Consider the following 18,161-nt stretch of genomic DNA (forward strand, 5'->3'; position numbering starts at 1 on the left):
AATGGCATGGGTATTTAGCTTATCGGCTGAATGTGGGACACAGCAATCTGAAGCACAGCAATTTGCTCAATATTTCAATGAAATTGCTTGGGTTCTGTCAAACGATAGACATTCCCAATGTCGGGCAGAAATTTTTCAGGATATAGAAGAAACTTGGTGGTGTAGAGTTTGTCCGAGTGGCATCAGTAAAATTGGGATTGACACTCCAGAAAGTGCTTATTTAATGACAGAAATAGGTATTTTTATGTATCAGAGTTTGCGGTTTGCTCCACCGTTTCGCTATGCTTTAGTTGGTGTGGAAGTAGATGAATTTAGAACCTACAGCGAATTGATTGAAGAGTCTGCGTTGGTTTTTCCAGGCTTGGTTTTAGCTGAAGCTGTTTGGCAAGCAACTGGATCGTGTTCGGTTTTTCTAGCATTCAGTCTTGGATATGTTTGGAAGCCCTATGAAGGTGAAGTTTATAGACCGCTAATCGCATCGCCTGACCTCAAGAATAAGCTTGATGAATTGCCGATCGTGGGGTAAATATCTTCAGCAGAGGTATCTCAAATAAAATATAAAATAGTGCGATGCTCGCCCAGATCATACCTGATAAACGAAGAGTAAAATCTCACGAATTAGCTGCCCAAAGAAGGGAAATATCGCTGTATTGCTTGAACATTGAATCAGCACTCACCAGCGTCATCTCCTCTATCTGAGCCTGAGCAATCAGCATTCGATCGAAGGGATCGCGATGATGTAATGGTAACGCAGCCGCTCGCAGGGCATGAGGTGCTGTAATTTCCAGCGATCGCACGTCTAACTGTATCATGCGACTAGAAATGTAGGTATTTATCGGTTCCGGTAGCGGCAACTTTCCGATCGCAACTTTGATGCCCATTTCCCAGATACTAGCAACAGAAAACCACAATTAGTTCGTTTCATCAGCAATCTGTGCGATCGCCTCCTCATTCAATCGATCTGGTTGGGCAAACCACCACAAAAAACACTGCGTATCGAGCAAGAGTTTCACTCTTCATTCCCCTCGAATGCGGTCAAAATCTCTTTTGGCAAAGGATCGTTAAAGTTTTCTGGCAAAACAAATCTCCCTCGATCTTGTCCTAAACAGGATCGTCGATTGGATGAAGTACGAAACGGAACCAACTTCGCAACTGGGATGCCTTCGTTGGAAATAATGATTTCTTCTCCGAGTTCCACACGCGACAATAGTCGTGAGAGATTCGTTTTAGCTTGATGGATATTTACAGTTTCCATGCTCTTAAAAAACTAAGTCTGTAAACTAATTATAACAAAATAAACGCAGACAATCTTACATTTATCTGCGTTTACCTGCGTCGATCGATCGGCGGTTGAATTCTCCAACCCTAAACCGCTTGCACTTCTTTTTCCTCAACAGCAACAGGTTCTTGATATACTGTTTGAGACTCATTAGCCAAAAAGTCAGCTAATTGAGCTTCAATTTCATCCCGCACAATTTGACGGTATTCCAGAAAATGCTCGTTGTGAGCGCACACTGTTAAATAGTGGTCCCAAACTGCCGGATTGCGTCTGATAATGCTGAATAAATGATGCCAGAACTTCCAGCGAGTGCTGCGCTTGACTCCTTGCCGCCAAACCACAGTTAACAGTGCTCGCAAATCGATCCAACTCGGAACTCTAGCAGGTATCTTTGCTGTCGGTGCGCCTAACATTAAGAAATGGCGATAAGTCCGGTCTAAATATTTCTCAGCATCGTACACTTCGCAGAATGCCTCGACATATTCGCGGGCGATATCTTCGAGAGGCCGCGTCGGAATAAAGTTCATCAAAGTAGTCTGGTTGAGGTTGCCAGATTTGTCGCGCAACCGCCCTTCTTTTGCTAGTCGGTGGGACAGTGCAGTGTGCGGCAAAGCTTGCAGCATTCCAAAGGTTGTGCTGGGAATGGCGGCTGCTTCGGCAAACTGGACAATCCGCTGACCGGCACCTGGTTTTTCGCCGTCGAAGCCGATGATGAATCCGGCCATTACTCGCAAGCCTGTTTTCGCGATTAACTCTACTGATTCGATTAGGGAATTGCGGGTATTTTGGAATTTTTTGGTCATTTGCAGGCTTTCTTCGTCGGGAGTTTCAATTCCGAGAAATACTGCGTTGAAATTGCAAGCTACCATCATTTCCATCAATTCTTGGTCTTGGGCTAAATCGATGGATGCTTCTGTGTTAAAAGTAAAGGGAAATTTGTGTTCTATTTGCCAAACTTCTAATTCTTTTAGCAACAGTTTGACGTTGCGTTTGTTGCCGATAAAGTTGTCGTCTACCATGAACACGCCGCGCCGCCAACCTAGGTTGTACAGACATTCTAGTTCTGCTATTAGTTGTTGGGGTTCTTTGGTGCGGGGTTTGCGCCCGTAGAGGACGATGATGTCGCAGAATTCGCACTGGAAGGGACAGCCTCGCGAAAATTGAATTGACATCGAATCGTAGGCGTCTAATTCCAGCAAATCGAAGCGGGGAACTGGGGTTGTGGTAACATCGGGTTTTACGCCGTCCGATCGATACATTCCACTTTTTTCGCCGCGCCCTATTGCTTCGACGAACATCGGTAGAGTGATTTCGCCTTCGTCGAGAATCAGGTAATCTATGCCTGCGGCTTGGGGTTCTTCGGGTACGGAAGTCGGGTAAGGGCCGCCGCAAGCTACGGATTTACCGCGCCGTTTTGCTTCGCGAATGATGTCTAGCAAATCTTCTTTTTGGACAATCATGGCGGACAGAATAACGAGCTCTGCCCATTCCCATTCTGCTTCGGTGATTTGTCTGATGTTGCGATCGACTAACTTAAATTCCCATTCTTGGGGTAAAATAGCTGCTACAGTTACCAAACCCAGCGGTGGCAGCAGCACTTTACGATCGACTAATTCTAGGATTTTCTCGTAAGACCAAAATGTTTTCGGGAACAGGGGATAAACTAGGAGAACTCGCATTATATGTTAAACCTCACATCAGTAAACAACTTGCGATCGGGCTGGCGGGGCGTGAGAGTTCGATCGGCTCTCAAGACTTAATGTTAAGGCTAAAATTACGATCTTGCGCGCGATCGAATATCTGGCGAGGGGTCACACCCCCTAAAAACAATAAAACATCGCAATTTTTAGGTTGCAGTTCCCTGTTAAAGCTAGCAAATGCTGATATCTTATCGTATTTAACCCTTAATTGACGATAATCGCATTTAAAAAGCATCGGATTCCGACAAAAAAACTTGAAAAACTTACATTATTCGTAAAATGCGCCTCGGCGCACCCTAAATATATCTGGTAAGGTACACATTGGCGTTCCCTCTTCCCTCTTCCTTCTTCCTGATGACGTTGTACGGAAAGCAGTTGCCAGTTGGTAGGGGCGGTGGATGGTGCGGGCGGGCCCTTAGTTGTCAGTTGTCAGTTGTTAGTTGTCAGTTGTCAGTTGTCAGTTGTTAGTTGTCAGTTGTCAGTTGTCAGTTGTTAGTTGTTAGTTGTCAGTTGTTACCAATAACCAATAACTAATAACAAATAACTAATAACAAATAACTAATAACAAATAACTAATTTACATTTCGATCGGGAATCCCGCTAGTTCTTAACATATCGGCAACTGTGCCGCAGTAACTCGGCATTCCGATGCTTTCGGGATTGACCAGATTTTTATAGGTAAAATGGCGGTAGCTGATGCAAAATCTGTCCCAAGCTGCCACCTGAATTCGGAACAGCCAAATAAAGAAATCGGCCAGCCAAGGTGACAGAGTAATCCGAAAAAATATGTTTTTATGCAAATACTGGCAAGCTTGTTCTACCACTTCGTTAGCTGTAATCGCCGGATTTCCTAGCACAAAATGTCGCGGTTCCTCGGAAGCCGGCGGATGTTCAACTAAATAATTAACTACTTTGGCAATATCTGCACCGTGGATGAAGTGAAAGCTTCCGTCTGCCTTAAACCAGCGAATTAAACCTATCCATTTGGCGACAAGTGGCAAACCGGATGACAGGTGAGAAACTGGTTTTTCTGCGTCTCCTCCCAATACTAAGGTTGGGTAAAGTGCGGTAATCGGAGGTACATTTGTCAAGGTGGATAATTGCGTCATGCAATCGTATTTCGACCGAATATAATCTGTTCCCAGTGTGCCGGCTTCTGCGAGTAAGTTGTTGTCTCTACCGAGAATGCTGGCTGTTGAAAAATAAATTACTTGCTGGCACTTTTCGGGCGAAAGTAGTTGAATTAGGTGCAGGGTTTTGGTGACGTTGACATCAAAAACTTCTTGGGTTCCTCCCCAAGCTGTGGCGGCTAAAATTGCTACGTCTATTGTTTGCAGGAGTTCGGCATGGCGATCGATATCTTTCATGTCGCCTTGTATGATATGGATGCCGGGGCGGGCTTTCCAGTCAAATTTTAGCTTGTCTGGGTTGCGAACTAATAGGTAAAGTTCGTGGTTGGTCTCTTGAATCAAGGTTTCGGCCATGTAGTGACCGATACAGCCACTTGCACCCGTCACAAAAATTTTTTTTGGGCTCATTTTGCCGGAGGGGAAGAGGGGAGAATTTGAGGATTTTTAGATGGTAGGGAAAGGGCACTGCCGTGTCCTCTTTCCACGGTAGGGAAACGGCAATGCCGTGTCCCTACAAATATTGTGTGTTTTGTCCACAAATATTATGTGTTGTTGGCACGGAAGGAGACGGCAATGCCGTGTCCCTACAAATATTGTGTGTTTTGTCCACAAATATTATGTGTTGTTGGCACGGAAGAAGACGGCAATGCCGTGTCCCTACAAATATTGTGTGTTGTTTCGACGGTAGGGAGACGGCAATGCCGTGTCCCTACAAATATCGCAATCAAATCGCAAATTAAGCAGTAACTGCGAGCAATTTGTCGGCTTGTTTTGCGGTTTCAAAGAAGAAACGCACGTTATCTTCGGGAGTTCCCGGTAATACGCCGTGTCCTAAGTTGAGGATGTGTCCGCGATCGCCCGCTTTGCGAATTGTATCAAGAATTCGATCGCGAATAAACGCTTGAGAACCAAACAACACGCCGGGATCGAGATTTCCCTGAACGTTCATGTTGGGGCCCAAACGTTTGCGGGCGTCGGCCATGTCAACTGTCCAATCGACGCTGATGATATCGGCGCCGGATTTTGTCATGCTTTCGAGGAGGCCGCCACTACCGCTGACTAACAGAATTAGCGGGGTGTCGGGATGGGTTTTTTTGACTTGATCGAATACCTGTTTTTGGTATGGTAGGGCAAAGGTTTCGTAGTCCTGCGGGGACAGTTGGCCGGCCCAGGAGTCGAACATTTGCACTACTTGCGCGCCGCAGTCGATTTGATAGCGCATATAAACGGCGATCGCATCGGCGAATTTCGACAGCAACTGATGCAGTAAAGTTGGATCGGAAAATGCCATGTTTTTGATGATGGCATAATACTTAGAACCTTTGCCCTCAACGGCATAGGCGGCAAGCGTCCAGGGCGCGCCCACAAAACCGAGCACGGTGGATTTGTTGCCGACTTCCGCGCGCAGGGATTGGAGGATTGTTTTGATAAACGGCAAGCTTTCTTCGGGATTCAGCGGTTGGAGGTTGTCGATTTGCTCTTGAGTGCGGATGGGTTCGTGGATAATCGGGCCTTTGCCTTCGGCGATGTCCATGTCGATGCCCAAACCGGGCATTGGGGTGACGATATCGGAAAACAGAATTACGCCGTCGGGTTGAAACGCGCGCCACGGCTGAAGGGAAACTTCGATGGCGACTTCGGGAATTTCGGAACGTTCGCGAAACGAGGGATACTTTTCTCGCAAATCTCGATAAGCCTTCATGTAGCGACCGGCTTGGCGCATCATCCACACGGGCGGGCGGTCTAGGGTTTCGCCGCGGGCTGCCCGCAACAACAAGGGAACTTCATTTAATGCCGACATTTTAACTTTTCTCTACCTTAGATATTTCAATGCCTTTGGTAGCTTACCACTGTGCGATCGTCCTTTTCGATCGAAAATTCGGCGATCGGGCCGCACCAGCTATTTCTGACCTGCGTATCTGGATTCGGACTGACGCGGGGTTCAGAAACCGGGTTTTTGGCGATAATTCTTCGTCGCAGTCGGCAGATTCGCAAAAAAAACCGGTTTCTTTGGGTTTGATGGGTAGATGCCATTTATCTGTCATCGCAATGACAAGAAATAGTCTTCGCAATGACAACGAACAGCTTACCTAGTAACGCACACTCCGCCTACCGATACGCGACATCGATCGCGATCGCGATCGTACCAGTTATTATCATTAGGGCGATCGTCGTCGAATCTACTATTATCCACCCTCGCCGAGTCTAAATCTCTAGTACGCGGATTGTAATAATAGTCTCCCTGCGGATACTTGCGACTCGGTTCAGCGCAATAAGTCGCGTTTCTGTCACCATCTTCAAACCTTACTCTCACCATAGTACGTCTCACGCGACAATCAAGAGGCCGCAAGCCAAAATCATCTCGCAAAATCCGTTCTCCGTCGTAGTTGCGGTTGTTTCTGTTCCTGTCGTTTCTGTCATCCCACCTATTGCTAGCCCGCCTGTCGCCATCAATTCCCGCAACTTCTAGGGTGTAACTACCGCCCCTAGCAGCATCTTTTGCTAATACTAACAACTTGTAATCGCCGCTGCGGGGAATTTGATAATTAAAAGAACGGTCTTGGGTAAAAGCTACTTGTTTGTTGTTTCCGTAAAATAGTACCATCACGGGAGTAAAACCGCGACTTCTATCTGTATTTAAAAATACTTCAATGTTGTCGCCTTCCCGTGCGCTGAACGTGTATTCTTGACCGCGCAATTCTTCTGTCGGAGAGCCCGGTGTCCACATATTTCGGAAACGGTAAATTGGGGAAGTGCGGCGAATTACTCCATCTATGCGATCGTTATTTCGTATTTGTTCGCCAACCGCACTCGAAGAAATCCCCGTAAGTGCCAATCCTGTAACTAGCACAGCGGTAGTAATACTGTTTAACAAGTTGTGTTTTTTCATGTCAACCTCTGGAAAATTATAAATTTTTTTTGCCTTCTGGGCGCGGACATTTGCATACACAATCCATTTTAAATCTAATTTCTGCCCACCGTCTCAACCATTAGTCTCAACTTTCGTTATTTTGGGGTGCGTCTGGGCTGATTTTTTTAACCGCAGACTAATAATTTTTCCCCCGACGCAGCCTACAAACTTATAGACGTTGATGCAGCTTTTAAAGTTGCGATGTATCCCCACAAATCAGCAATCCCGATTCACCATCGATACTCGCCTCAATTCCCATTGGTAAAGCAGCGTTAACGCCCTCGTGACCAAAGGGTAAATCCGAGACAATGGGAATATTTAGGTCTAAAAGCCGATCGCGCAAAACTTCTTCTATGCTAAAAGTAGGAATCTGCGGGTCAATCTCGCAGCGGCTGAAACGCCCCAAAGCAATCCCCCGCACCCCTGCAAAAGCCCCCGCCATCCGCCACATAGTTAGCATTCGATCGACCCTGTAAGGAGCCTCAGAAACATCCTCAAATGCGAGAATAACCCCGGTCAAATCTGGTAGATACGGGGTTCCGAGCAAATGAGAAGCCACCGTCAGATTCGCCGGAAACAGCCGCCCCAAAGCCTTTCCACCGCCCCAACCTTTACCTTGCAAAGATTGTAACGGACGGCCTTCGATGCAGTCAAAAAGTCGATCGACAGACCAATCCGGTTCCGCGCCCAAAGTTGTCAGCATCGGCCCGTGAACGCCCCAAATCCCCAATTTGTCGTCATTCCACAGCAAAGCCGTAATGTCGGAAAAGCCGATTAACCATTTCGGCCCATGGGAATCGGGAGTGGGAAACTGAGAATTTGCCCAATCTCCCACTTTGCCTTTTTCCAAAAGTCGAGTGCTGCCAAAACCGCCTCTAGCACATAGAATACCGCGACAATCTGGGTCACTGAGGGCCTCTGCGAGCTGTCGGACGCGGTTTGTGTCGGAACCGGCCAAGTAGCCAGTGCGATCGTCAAAACCGGGTGTTAATTCAATGCGATAGCCGCGGGATTTCCAAATTTCCAAACCGCGTTCAAAGTTAGTTAATTCTCGCAACGCGCCGCTAGGTGCAATTACTTTGAGCAAATCTCCAGGTTGCAACCATTTAATGTTAGTCATTAGTTATTGGTTATTGGTTATTGGTTATTGGTTATTGGTTATTGGTTATTTGTTATTTGTTATACCATTTTTCTAAAGAGGTGGTATAGATGAAGTCTTAGCCCCCCCAAAGCATCGGGGGGGTTGGGGGGGTAATATCTAGCGATACTTTATGAAATTGGTATTAGATCGTGTTTGGTGAATCGATCGTAATTCCGTCGGGACGGGTTTTACAGATGATTTCTAACTGCAACAGACAATCTCGCAAACCCACCCCGCCTACTCATAAATACAAACCTACATTGTCGAATTTGAGGCAATTTTCAGGTTGATATGGGTTATCGGTTGTGGTTGCATCGGAATGATTTAACCTTACTAGGGCGCAGAGAACACAGAGGAAGACAATAGAGAGATGAATACAGGACGATGAAGTGGCGGGGCGGGTTTATCTAGATTGTTGATAATCGTTAGATATTGTCGGTTAAACCGCCCCTACGGGATCTGGTTAATTATTGATTTAGGAGTGAGTTTTTGAGATTGTTTGTTAATGATTGCTAAGGTAAAGTTAGAATTTCTACCCCGGAATCTGTCACGGCTAGGGTGTGTTCAAATTGAGCCGAAAGTTTTTTATCCTTAGTGATTGCAGTCCAACCATCGCCCAATATTTCTACTTCCCAAGTTCCCTCATTAATCATTGGTTCAATCGTAAAAACCATGCCTTTTCTGAGTTTTTTTCCTGTGCCCCGCTTCCCGTAGTGCAAAATTTCCGGTTCGGTGTGAAAAACGCGGTGCACGCCGTGTCCGGCAAAATTTCGCACTACCGAAAAACCCTGTGCTTCAGCATATTCTTGAATTGCTGCACCGATGTCGCCGGTACGAGCACCGGGTTTGACTTCAGCAATTCCTCTTCTCAAGCATTCTTCGGTAACTTCAACTAATTTTTTAGCTACTGGTGAAGGTGTTCCCACAAAAAAAGTTTTAGAAGTATCGCCGTGATAGCCATCAACTAAGGGGGTTACGTCTATGTTAATAATGTCGCCTTCTCTGAGAATTTGTTTGGCATTGGGGATGCCGTGACAGACTACTTCATTGACGCTGGCGCACAGAGATTTTGGAAAGCCTTTGTAACCTAAAGGAGCACTTTTTGCTCCGCGTTCTAGAGTCCAACGTTCGGCTTCGTCGTTAATTTGGAGGGTGCTAACTCCTGGTTTGATCATTGGTTCGAGATGCAACAAAAGTTGAGCTGCTAAGCTGCCGGCTTGACGCATTTTTTCTATTTCTCTGCTGGATAGCAGCACTAGACGTTCGGTTGGCATAGTTTTTTTCGGTCTTTTGTTGTGGTCGATTAGGAGTTTATTTAACTCAATTTTAGATGAAGTTTGAACTAGCGTTCAATCAATTTCTCAAGGAGCTCAGTCAGCGGAGATTTCTCACAATTTTGCTACTATTACTGATGCACCCTACTAGCTGCAATCGAGTTGAACCAGTGTTGAAATCGATCGCCCAAAGCTTCCAAAGAATATTCTACCTCTGCTTGTCGCCGGCAAGCGCTGCGGTCAATTTGGTCTAAACGGGCGATCGCACCTACCAAGCCATTTACGCTGTCAGGCTCCACTAAAAAGCCCGTGTGGCCGTCTCGAACAATTTCGGCGGGGCCCCCGCGCGCGTAGGCAATCACCGGCACACCGCACGCTAAAGCCTCGATCGCGACATTTCCAAAAGCTTCTACCCAGCGCGGTGTCATCAACAAGGCTCGGCACTGGCGGACTTGCTCTTGCATTTGGGTTGTTGTCAGAAACCCTAAATATTCTACCGGAGCATCAGGGTAATCTGCACAAATTTTTTGCCAATAATCCTCATCCTGCATTTTGCCCATAATTTTTAGGGGAAGGCCTGTAATTTTTGCTGCCGCCACCGCATCTTCTAAGCCTTTCTCCGGGGCGATGCGGCCTAGCCAAGCTAATTTTGATTGTGGTTGGCTGCAAAATTCGTACAGCGATAAATCTATGCCGCTTCCCAACAACTGACATTCTGCGGCAAAGGCAAAGGTTTCGGCTTGGGAAGCGGTGTAAACTCCGATCGTACCGGGAAATTGGGCGGCGGTTTGTTCAGCGACGCGATCGAGCGATCGCACCAGAGAGCCCATACTGATAAAATGGGCGATCGGAGTCCTAAAAAAAGGTGTCAAATAAAACGGCAACCAATCGTAGGCAAAATTAACAATCACATCCCATTCATCCTGAACTTGGCGCGCGTATTCCCACATATTCGCCAGCACAGCATCGGCGGGCATCACAATAGAATCATTGTAATCTTGTGTTTGGGCAGTTACTTGCAAATCTCCCGCTATCTCGATTACTGGAATTGATTCCAAGACTGAACCGACTGGTGCTACAACTGTTATTTTATGATCGCGCCGGTGTAATTCTTTGGCAATATTGAGGACTGTAAGTTCGACTCCACCGCCCAACCCCGAACCGAGTTGGCCGACAGAAGTTGATAAAAACAATAATTTTAAAGAGTTATTAGTAGTCATTAGTCATGAGTTATTGGTTATTGGTTATTGGTTATTGGTTATTAGTTATTGGTTATTGGTTATTGGTTATTGGTTATTGGTTATTGGTTATTGGTTATTGGTTATTGGTCATCAGTCATTTATTTTAGCATAGGATCGCTCGTCGTGTTGACTGTTAACTGTTAACTGTTGACTGTTGACTGTTGACCAATTCCCTGCGCGGGCCAATGCCCTGCGCGGGCCAATGCCCTGCGCGGGCCAATCCCTCCGCTTCGCTTCGCCCAATTCCCAATGACTAATCATCCCTTTCAGAACGAGGATGGATGCGATTTAACTGATTGATTGCCCAGCGAGCAGTCTCCTGAACTTCTGCATCTTGATCGTTAGTCGCGCGGTGCAATAAATAACTGATTTGATTCACCATTTCGTAAATTCGAGTCAAGTCGCGAATCGCATTTTTTCGCACTTCTGGGTTTTCATTTTGCAGCGAAATTGACCAGGCATTATTCATGGGTTTGAGCGTGCGAATGCCAATTTCTGAGACACTTGCCAAAATTAAACTGTACTGGTTTGAGTCGGAATTTGCTAGCAAATCTAGCAACGGTTCAACAGCTCTCGAATCTCCCTGCTGGCCTAGTTCCCAAATTGCTTTGCGCCTATAAGCTGGATTTCGGTGCTGCAAATCCTCAATCAGTGCTTCAATAATATCAACGTTATTTGTATCATCTGTTTGTGCAAGGGAAATATTTTTTTTCTTATTTGTCGCTAGCGAATCACCTCGATTAGTTGTTTCGGGAACGTTGAAACCTGTTTCTCTGTAGCCGTTGCTGTTAGTTTCAGAGGGCGCGCCGCGGGCATTAATTCGATCGCCCTCTAGCCCAGCATTCTCCGATTCGGATGCTCCAGATTCCAGGAGAGACGGTAAAGATCGATCGCTGTTGTCGAGACTGTGGCCTGTTGAAAAATCCACAGGGTAGACCAATTTTGCCCGATCGCGCGGATTGGTGGCTCGATAGTTTCTTGGGTTGCGGCGATCGACTGTTCCCCCTCGACGCCTAGAATTATTTGACTCGTCGTTGCCAACTAATTTCAGCATGATAAATACTGCCGCTGCCGTGATGACAACTGCAGCCAAACCCAATATTAAGAATCCCCGCTGGCGAGACAAAATGACGATTAGATTGGAGATTGCTTTCGGGATTTTGGAATTGGATTTTGGCGGTTGGGACGGCTTAGATTTGTTTTTATCCGCCACCGGAGAGGGTTTTGGAGCCTTGGAATCCGGGCGATCGTCCGCCTGAGCAATTTCTTGGGAAACAGCCCGGTACGAAGCATTGAGAGTTTGTGGTCTTCCGTCCGCACTTGGACTGAAGGCAGCGCCCAGACAGGCAAGACAGGTCAATAAACATAAAGTGGAGCGGTAGTGCGCCATAGGACTCAATCAGGGTTTTGAGAGGCAACGCCGCGTGACGAGCTTTAGTGTAACCTTGAGTTAGCTCGATCCTAGCTGCTATGAGTCCAACTAACTTACAAATACCACGGCTTTTCACAAAAAATCTTTAATCCAGATGGTAGCGATCGAGAATTCGATCGCACAATTGTCTCAATAACGGCTGCAGCAGGTAAAGCAGCGGCATCCACAAAGTCGATTGCTACACCTAACAGAGGCAACAATCGCCTCAGTTACCTGCTGCGATGCGCCGGCCGGCAATTGTTGCTTGCCGTCGATTTCTGACCCATAGCGTCCCACAAGCAAGAGTTTAACTGTTGCGTTGGCGAGTCGGTCGATCGCTTTTTGTCTCATCGAAATCGGGGTTTGGACGGGGAGGATTTGCTGCTGCAGCCATAAACCGGGTTTTTGAGTATATTTATGGTAGCGAAACCGCATATTTTTACTATGTTTTTTACTACGCACTTAATCCGAGTTAAATCGATCGGCATTTAATCCTGTTTCACAAAATCTGATATAAGATAGAACTAAATTTTTCGTGTGAGAGTAGAGGCATTTGTGAGCCAACAAGACATCTTAAATTTAGCAAAAGAAGGCGACCCAAGGGCGATCGCATTTCTGATCGGCCAAGCACTCCACAGCTTCGGAGTCACAGCTAAAGCCAGCCGGGAAAACGACACCCTGCACCTGCTGCTGGAAGCAGAACAATTACCCGCAGAAGAAGCCTGTCTGCGAGTCGCAATCAAAGGATTGCAAAGACTCCAAGCAAATAACGTTTACTCAGTAACAGTTTACGGGCGGCAGGTCGGTAAACAAATGCCCGCTTGGACTCAAACAGTAGAATTAAAAAAAGCCTTAACTTTCGCACCCATTAGTCTGGCCTCACCCGTTAGCGTAGCCGCAGCCCCAATTCCTGCCGCCGCAGGCCTACGTACAGCCCCAATTCCTGTGACTTTGCCAACCAGAGAAAAAACTCACAGTGTTGTCACCACAGCGCCCGCTCCAACACCCGAAAAATTTCCGCCCCAACCCCGGAAAATCCCAACTCCCAAACCCACAAACCAACGCCAGCCAAAGCCATCACCGCGCCCAAAGTTAGCCCGCACTAAAACTAAAAAATCTTGGCTGTCAGTCGGTGCCCTGAGTCTGATTCTCGTGCCGATATCCGGCTTTGTTTTGCGCGCTCAATTTCACAAATCCTCCAGCACCGCCCCCATTAATTCTATAACCTCAAAACCTGCGGTAAAACAAGTGCGTGAAGTGCAGCTATCGGGCAGCGCATCGACACCAGCACCAGCGCCCGCAGCCAAACCAGAACCCGCTCCAAAATCGCCCTCCCCCGCAGCACAAAAACCCGCCAATCTCCCCGCAACAGTCAGCATCAAAGCCGTTGGCGACATCATCCCCGGCACCAATTTTCCCTCCAACAAACTGCCAGCAAATAAGGAGCGTTTATTTGATTCGGTAAAACCGTACCTTCAAGGAGCCGACATTCTGTTTGGCAATTTTGAAAGCACGATGACCGATTACCCTTACAGTTCCAAAGGAGTCGGCGGACGAATGCTGTTTGCCTTTCGGACTCCTCCGAGTTATGCCAAAATCTTCAAAGATGTTGGTTTTGATATTTTGAATATTGCCAACAATCATTCCTACGATTTTAACGAGCAGGGATTTAAGGACACAATTAAAAACATCGACAGCAACGGCATGAAAGCAGTTGGCAAAAGAAACCAAATTGTTTATCAAAATGTCAAAGGCGTAAATGTTGCTTTTATCGGTTTCAGCAACTACGGCGAAGTTCACAATTCCTTACTGGAACTTAAAGAAGGGGCAGAACTTGTCAAAAAAGCGAAGCAAAACGCCGATATTGTAGTGATATCCGTTCATGCAGGAGCTGAAGGAACCGGAGCTCTGAATGTAAAAAATAGAAACGAATTTTTTCACGGAGAAAACCGGGGAAATATGGTTTTGTTTTCGCGAACGATGATTGATGCGGGAGCGGATTTGATTTTAGGACACGGCCCGCACGTTACCAGAGCCGTGGAACTTTACAAAGGGAAATTGATTGCTTATTCCCTGGGCAATTTTATGGGTTATCGCACTTTGTCCACAGCCGCAGAACTCGGTCAATCTCTGATTTTGGATGTGAAAATGACTCGGCAAGGGGATTTTGTTTCTGGTAAGATTATCCCCGTGGAACTTGACAAGCAAGGTATTCCGTCTGTGGATAAAGATTTTAGGAGTGTGGGGTTGATTCGCCGTTTGACAAAGAGCGATTTTCCCAACACTGGTTTGACAATTGATGACAAGGGACAAATTTTGAAGAAGAGTAAGTAGTTAGTAGTCAGTAGTCAGTAGTCAGTAGTTAGTTGACTGTTGACTGTTGACTGTTGACTGTTGACTGTTGACTGTTGACTGTTGACTGTTGACTGTTGACAACTAACAACTAACAACTAACAATTAACAACTAACAACTAACAACTAACAATTAACAACTAACAACTAACAACTAACAACTAACAACTAACAACTAACAACTAACAACTAATAACTAATAACTAACAATTAATAACTAACAATTAACAACTAACAACTACCAACTGCCAATTGCCAACTACCAACTGCCAACTCCCAACTGCCTAATCACAAGTCATTACTTTCAAAGCTTCTTTCATTTCGTCTGCTGTTGTCGTCGCCGTACCGAATTGACGCACGACAATGCTAGCCGCTAAATTGCCCAAAACTGCCGCTTCCCAACCGGATGCACCTACGCACAAAGCTAAAGTCATTGCTGCTACTACTGTATCTCCAGCACCGGTTACATCGAATACATCAGTTTTGTTAAAAGGGGGAATGTCCCAGCTTTGAATGGCAAATTCCCCGTTTTCACAAGTCGATGTTGGAGGAGGTGAGTTTTTGATGGCTTCGCCGTTCACCCTTTCAAACAAAGTCATCCCTTCTTCGCCGCGAGTAATTAGGATTTTTTGAGCTTGAGTTAAGTTCAACAAATCGCGTCCTGCTTGCATTAAAGTTTGAGGGTTTTTGATAGCATATCCGACTGCTTGTTCGGCTTCGGGCAAGTTGGGAGTAAACAGCATTGCTCCAGAATATCGCTGCAAATCTGTTTGAGCGTCTACGATTGTTTTGCCGGGAACTACTGCCGATTCGATCGCCAAATTGGTCAAAACTCCGTCGCCGTAGTCGGAACAAACCACGGCATCTACTGTCGGGATTTGCTGCCGGATGTAGTCTGCTAATTGCAACTGCAAGTCTAAATCCGGCAACTCGTCAGATTTGCGATCGACTCGGACAATTTGCTGAGTCACTGACTGTCGCGCGTGCCCGGAAATTCGAGTTTTGGTGACAGTCGGACGCTGCGAATCGATGAAAATCCCGCCCGTATCTATTCCCGCCGCCTCAAAAATACCGCACAAAGCCTTTCCCTGGTCGTCTTTTCCTACCAAACCGGCAACTTTGACTTTGCCTCCCAGTTTGGCCAAATTGTAGACAGCATTTGCGCCACCTCCGGGTAGTTGCCGAGTATTTTCGTAGCGCAAAATCAACACAGGTGCTTCGCGGGAAATTCGCTCTACTTGTCCGGTAAGAAACTCGTCCAAGGTCAAATCTCCGATCGCTAATACCTGCGCTCGATCGAAGCAGTCTAATCTTTTCAATAATTGCTCTGTTGAGGCACGCAGTTGAGGCAAAAAATCGGAATAGTCGTTAGTCATTAACCAAAAAAATGAGACTGAGGAGTTGATTGTTGAGCATGGGAGGAGCAGCACTTAAAAGTCCTAATAAAGATTAATAATTATTTCCTCCCTGATTTAATTTTTAACTGTTTGTTCATTGTCTCATTTGGATTTTGAGAAACCCGTTGCAGGCTGCAGGCGAGATCCCTCGCTCGACAAAATTGCAAATAATTGCATTAAGACTCAAGATCGAGTTTCACGGTGTAGCATTTTCTTTCTACATAAGTGCCTGCAAACAAACAGCAGAATTATTTCAATTTTTGCTTGATAATCGCAATCACCTGAGACATTTGTTTTTTGAGTGCATCAATTTCCGCTTGCATTTTTGCCATTTTCAGGGTCATCGCCTGAATGTCGGCAGTGCCTGCTCCTGAGCTTGGTGCTGCGGCGGCTTCGGGCACTGGTTTCTTTTTGGCCAGTACCATCGCCGATTTGATCGCCTCGGTTAGCTGCTTCTTCTCAAAGGGTTTGGCGATGAATGCAAAAAAATGCTTCTCGAAGGGTTTCGGAATTTTTTCCATCACCTCTTCTTCGCGACCCGACATGATCACCAAAGGTATCTTGGAAAGTTCGGCGTGGGCTTGCACTTTTTGATACACTTCCCAACCGCTGACTTTGGGCAGTAGGAAATCTAACATAATTAGATTCGGGCGGGCTTGGCGGATCAGTTTGAGTCCCTCTTCGCCGTCTTTTGCTTCTAGAACTTCAAAGTTACCTTGAGGTAACATTTCTCGGACTCGGACGCGGATGACTTTACTGTCATCGATTACCAAGATTTTTTGACCAGCCACGACTGACTCCTTCAGTAATGAGTGATGAGATTCGCAACCTTTAGTATATCCCTAACCGAATTCTACCCAGAATTCTGGGGAATATTGTTTTGCTGCAATGGCCGCCTGATTTTGATTTGGGGTGAGGCTGCTACAAGTTGAGGGACTTTGATTTCGGATACGATCGAATATATTAACTCGATCGCCCTTAAATTTTATGTCGCCCCAGACTCCTCAAACTCCTACTGTCAAAGCAACAGCCGCCCAAATGCGGGGTGAAATCGAAGCGATGCCGGAATGGCTGCGACGACCCCTTGGCAAAGCTAGCGAACTTTCCCAAGTGCAGAAAATTATTAAACAGCGGCAAATTCACACGATTTGCGAGGAGGGCAGATGTCCCAACCGGGGCGAGTGCTACGCCCAACAAACGGCGACTTTTTTGTTGATGGGGCCAACTTGCACCCGCGCTTGTGCTTTTTGTCAAGTAGATAAAGGTCATTCTCCAATGCCGCTAGACCCGGAGGAACCGCAAAAGGTGGCCGAGGCTGTGCAATTGTTGGGTTTGCGTTATGCGGTGCTGACTTCGGTGGCGAGGGACGATTTGCCGGATGGGGGTGCGGGTTGGTTTGCAAGGACGATCGCCCAAATCCGCCTCTTAAACCCAGATACTGAAGTTGAGGTACTGACGCCAGATTTTTGGGGAGGAATCGGTAGGGGCGGTGTCCCCGACGGGGAGAATTCCGACCTCGACGAGTTGCAGCGAGAGCGGATTCGGACGGTGGTGGAGGCAAAACCGGCTTGTTACAACCACAATATTGAGACGGTGCGACGCTTGCAAGGGCCGGTGCGGAGGGGGGCTAAGTACGATCGCTCGATCGGCGTCCTCCGTATTGTCAAGGAATTTGACCCAACTATTCCCACCAAATCCGGTTTGATGTTGGGACACGGGGAAACCTCCGCCGAGATTGTCGAAGCGATGGCCGATTTGCGGGACGCCAAGTGCGATCGGCTCACCCTCGGTCAATACATGAGACCATCTCTAGAACACCTCCCAGTGCGTAAATACTGGACTCCGGCCGAATTTGACCGTTTTGGGTCGATCGCCCGAGAGATGGGGTTTGAGCGCGTGCGATCCGGGCCTCTCGTCCGCAGTTCCTACCACGCAGGAGCGATCGATTGAAATCAATCTCAATTTAACTCGGTATAAACTCCTAGTTACAAAAAATAACACTAAAGGATTGTGCAAATATGCCACGCTCTCTGCTATTTGTGAATACAGTGACTTATGAATTAGGAGCTTGAATCATGGCAGAGATAGCAAAGAACCAATTAAAATCCGACTCCGTGATGAAAACGGGCAAATTCCCTTACACCTTTCGCGCAGCGTGGTTTCTGTTGCTGTTAGGTATCAATTTCCTGGTTGCAGCCTATTATTTCCATATCATTGAATAGTTCTGCCGCCTGAATTTTAGCAGACCCTGCTTTTGGGTAGCTCAAAGTCGGAGACGGGAAGAGTGGGAGAGTGGGAGAGGGGAAGAGGGGGAGAGTGGGAGAG

20 protein-coding genes are annotated in these 18,161 nt (G+C 46.7%); 6 read left to right on the forward strand and 14 right to left on the reverse strand.

The genetic code is table 11. The annotated features are described in order from the left end of the window. The first annotated feature begins 1 nt into the window (after position 1). Positions 2–526 carry a hypothetical protein gene (locus tag AACV78_RS28500; protein ID WP_194011480.1) on the forward strand — a complete coding sequence of 175 codons (525 nt, stop codon included), beginning with the start codon at positions 2–4 and terminating at the stop codon, positions 524–526. A gap of 85 nt (positions 527–611) precedes the next feature. Here AACV78_RS28500 and AACV78_RS28505 read toward each other — a convergent pair whose 3' ends face one another. The 5 genes from AACV78_RS28505 to hemE form a co-directional block, all read right to left on the reverse strand. Beyond that, complete coding sequence (locus AACV78_RS28505; protein ID WP_228042528.1) at positions 612–911, reverse strand: type II toxin-antitoxin system VapC family toxin; 300 nt, start codon at positions 909–911, stop codon at positions 612–614. 98 nt (positions 912–1,009) lie between these two features. Further along, positions 1,010–1,255: a type II toxin-antitoxin system Phd/YefM family antitoxin gene (locus AACV78_RS28510; protein ID WP_194011479.1), complete on the reverse strand. Its 246-nt coding sequence runs from the start codon at positions 1,253–1,255 to the stop codon at positions 1,010–1,012. 110 nt (positions 1,256–1,365) lie between these two features. Beyond that, entirely contained in the window at positions 1,366–2,958 is a 1,593-nt protein-coding gene (locus AACV78_RS28515; RefSeq protein ID WP_194011478.1) for a B12-binding domain-containing radical SAM protein, read from the reverse strand. Positions 2,959–3,551: 593 nt separating this feature from the next. Beyond that, positions 3,552–4,517, reverse strand: coding sequence for an NAD-dependent epimerase/dehydratase family protein (locus AACV78_RS28520; RefSeq protein WP_194011477.1), 966 nt, complete (start codon positions 4,515–4,517; stop codon positions 3,552–3,554). 328 nt (positions 4,518–4,845) lie between these two features. Continuing rightward, complete coding sequence (hemE, locus tag AACV78_RS28525; RefSeq protein ID WP_194011476.1) at positions 4,846–5,910, reverse strand: uroporphyrinogen decarboxylase; 1,065 nt, start codon at positions 5,908–5,910, stop codon at positions 4,846–4,848. A 29-nt stretch (positions 5,911–5,939) separates the two neighbouring features. Here hemE and AACV78_RS28530 point away from each other — a divergent pair, with 29 nt between their 5' ends. Further along, positions 5,940–6,203 (forward strand): hypothetical protein, encoded by a 264-nt coding sequence (locus tag AACV78_RS28530; protein WP_194011475.1) that lies wholly within the window; start codon positions 5,940–5,942, stop codon positions 6,201–6,203. Here AACV78_RS28530 and AACV78_RS28535 read toward each other — a convergent pair. From AACV78_RS28535 to AACV78_RS28560, 6 genes are all read right to left on the reverse strand, one after another. After that, positions 6,196–6,999 carry a hypothetical protein gene (locus AACV78_RS28535; protein WP_194011474.1) on the reverse strand — a complete coding sequence of 268 codons (804 nt, stop codon included), beginning with the start codon at positions 6,997–6,999 and terminating at the stop codon, positions 6,196–6,198. The two genes, AACV78_RS28530 and AACV78_RS28535, sit on opposite strands and share 8 nt — an antisense overlap. 211 nt (positions 7,000–7,210) lie before the next feature. Continuing rightward, on the reverse strand, positions 7,211–8,140 hold the full coding sequence (locus tag AACV78_RS28540; protein WP_194074362.1) for a S66 peptidase family protein: 930 nt from the start codon (positions 8,138–8,140) through the stop codon (positions 7,211–7,213). 533 nt (positions 8,141–8,673) lie between these two features. Further along, positions 8,674–9,435 (reverse strand): type I methionyl aminopeptidase, encoded by a 762-nt coding sequence (map, locus tag AACV78_RS28545; RefSeq protein ID WP_194012686.1) that lies wholly within the window; start codon positions 9,433–9,435, stop codon positions 8,674–8,676. Between the two features lie 131 nt (positions 9,436–9,566). Continuing rightward, positions 9,567–10,655, reverse strand: a complete 1,089-nt coding sequence (locus AACV78_RS28550) for a glycosyltransferase family 4 protein (protein ID WP_194012685.1) — start codon at positions 10,653–10,655, stop codon at positions 9,567–9,569. Positions 10,656–10,766: 111 nt separating this feature from the next. Continuing rightward, the gene (locus AACV78_RS28555) at positions 10,767–10,937 is read right to left on the reverse strand and encodes a hypothetical protein (RefSeq protein WP_194012684.1); all 171 of its coding nucleotides are present in this window, start codon (positions 10,935–10,937) and stop codon (positions 10,767–10,769) included. After that, positions 10,930–11,730, reverse strand: coding sequence for a HEAT repeat domain-containing protein (locus tag AACV78_RS28560; protein WP_228042529.1), 801 nt, complete (start codon positions 11,728–11,730; stop codon positions 10,930–10,932). Before AACV78_RS28560 ends, AACV78_RS28555 begins: the two co-directional genes overlap by 8 nt. On the opposite strand from AACV78_RS28560, the gene AACV78_RS28565 reads away from it, so the two are divergent. Further along, the gene (locus AACV78_RS28565) at positions 11,729–11,935 is read left to right on the forward strand and encodes a hypothetical protein (RefSeq protein WP_228042530.1); all 207 of its coding nucleotides are present in this window, start codon (positions 11,729–11,731) and stop codon (positions 11,933–11,935) included. The two genes, AACV78_RS28560 and AACV78_RS28565, sit on opposite strands and share 2 nt — an antisense overlap. 302 nt (positions 11,936–12,237) lie before the next feature. Here the strand turns inward: AACV78_RS28565 and AACV78_RS28570 are convergent, their stop codons facing one another. Beyond that, entirely contained in the window at positions 12,238–12,549 is a 312-nt protein-coding gene (locus AACV78_RS28570; RefSeq protein ID WP_339383819.1) for a hypothetical protein, read from the reverse strand. 93 nt (positions 12,550–12,642) lie between these two features. On the opposite strand from AACV78_RS28570, the gene AACV78_RS28575 reads away from it, so the two are divergent. Beyond that, positions 12,643–14,421: a CapA family protein gene (locus tag AACV78_RS28575; RefSeq protein WP_194012681.1), complete on the forward strand. Its 1,779-nt coding sequence runs from the start codon at positions 12,643–12,645 to the stop codon at positions 14,419–14,421. Between the two features lie 302 nt (positions 14,422–14,723). Here the strand turns inward: AACV78_RS28575 and AACV78_RS28580 are convergent, their stop codons facing one another. Beyond that, positions 14,724–15,815: a bifunctional heptose 7-phosphate kinase/heptose 1-phosphate adenyltransferase gene (locus AACV78_RS28580; protein WP_194012680.1), complete on the reverse strand. Its 1,092-nt coding sequence runs from the start codon at positions 15,813–15,815 to the stop codon at positions 14,724–14,726. A gap of 269 nt (positions 15,816–16,084) precedes the next feature. Further along, the gene (locus AACV78_RS28585; protein ID WP_194012679.1) at positions 16,085–16,627 is read right to left on the reverse strand and encodes a response regulator; all 543 of its coding nucleotides are present in this window, start codon (positions 16,625–16,627) and stop codon (positions 16,085–16,087) included. Between the two features lie 196 nt (positions 16,628–16,823). Here AACV78_RS28585 and lipA point away from each other — a divergent pair, with 196 nt between their 5' ends. Both lipA and psaX read left to right on the forward strand, forming a co-directional pair. Then, a complete protein-coding gene (gene lipA / locus AACV78_RS28590) occupies positions 16,824–17,786 on the forward strand; it encodes a lipoyl synthase (protein ID WP_194012678.1) in 963 nt (320 codons plus the stop codon). A 167-nt stretch (positions 17,787–17,953) separates the two neighbouring features. Then, positions 17,954–18,058 (forward strand): photosystem I protein PsaX, encoded by a 105-nt coding sequence (gene psaX / locus AACV78_RS28595; protein WP_255513042.1) that lies wholly within the window; start codon positions 17,954–17,956, stop codon positions 18,056–18,058. The last annotated feature ends 103 nt before the right edge of the window (positions 18,059–18,161 follow it).

Origin of the sequence: Tychonema sp. LEGE 07196, from assembly GCF_963890365.1 — a bacterium.
Classification (GTDB): Bacteria; Cyanobacteriota; Cyanobacteriia; order Cyanobacteriales; family Microcoleaceae; genus Microcoleus.

What these genes read in the sequence shown, in the direction of transcription:
- AACV78_RS28500 (WP_194011480.1), top strand. Translation starts at nt 2, where the DNA reads ATGGCATGGGTATTTAGCTTATCGGCTGAATGTGGGACACAGCAATCT.
- AACV78_RS28510 (WP_194011479.1), bottom strand. Translation starts at nt 1,255, where the DNA reads ATGGAAACTGTAAATATCCATCAAGCTAAAACGAATCTCTCACGACTA.
- AACV78_RS28515 (WP_194011478.1), bottom strand. Translation starts at nt 2,958, where the DNA reads ATGCGAGTTCTCCTAGTTTATCCCCTGTTCCCGAAAACATTTTGGTCT.
- AACV78_RS28520 (WP_194011477.1), bottom strand. Translation starts at nt 4,517, where the DNA reads ATGAGCCCAAAAAAAATTTTTGTGACGGGTGCAAGTGGCTGTATCGGT.
- hemE (WP_194011476.1), bottom strand. Translation starts at nt 5,910, where the DNA reads ATGTCGGCATTAAATGAAGTTCCCTTGTTGTTGCGGGCAGCCCGCGGC.
- AACV78_RS28530 (WP_194011475.1), top strand. Translation starts at nt 5,940, where the DNA reads ATGCCTTTGGTAGCTTACCACTGTGCGATCGTCCTTTTCGATCGAAAA.
- AACV78_RS28535 (WP_194011474.1), bottom strand. Translation starts at nt 6,999, where the DNA reads ATGAAAAAACACAACTTGTTAAACAGTATTACTACCGCTGTGCTAGTT.
- AACV78_RS28540 (WP_194074362.1), bottom strand. Translation starts at nt 8,140, where the DNA reads ATGACTAACATTAAATGGTTGCAACCTGGAGATTTGCTCAAAGTAATT.
- map (WP_194012686.1), bottom strand. Translation starts at nt 9,435, where the DNA reads ATGCCAACCGAACGTCTAGTGCTGCTATCCAGCAGAGAAATAGAAAAA.
- AACV78_RS28550 (WP_194012685.1), bottom strand. Translation starts at nt 10,655, where the DNA reads ATGACTACTAATAACTCTTTAAAATTATTGTTTTTATCAACTTCTGTC.
- AACV78_RS28555 (WP_194012684.1), bottom strand. Translation starts at nt 10,937, where the DNA reads ATGATTAGTCATTGGGAATTGGGCGAAGCGAAGCGGAGGGATTGGCCC.
- AACV78_RS28565 (WP_228042530.1), top strand. Translation starts at nt 11,729, where the DNA reads ATGATAAATACTGCCGCTGCCGTGATGACAACTGCAGCCAAACCCAAT.
- AACV78_RS28560 (WP_228042529.1), bottom strand. Translation starts at nt 11,730, where the DNA reads ATGCTGAAATTAGTTGGCAACGACGAGTCAAATAATTCTAGGCGTCGA.
- AACV78_RS28580 (WP_194012680.1), bottom strand. Translation starts at nt 15,815, where the DNA reads ATGACTAACGACTATTCCGATTTTTTGCCTCAACTGCGTGCCTCAACA.
- lipA (WP_194012678.1), top strand. Translation starts at nt 16,824, where the DNA reads ATGTCGCCCCAGACTCCTCAAACTCCTACTGTCAAAGCAACAGCCGCC.
- psaX (WP_255513042.1), top strand. Translation starts at nt 17,954, where the DNA reads ATGAAAACGGGCAAATTCCCTTACACCTTTCGCGCAGCGTGGTTTCTG.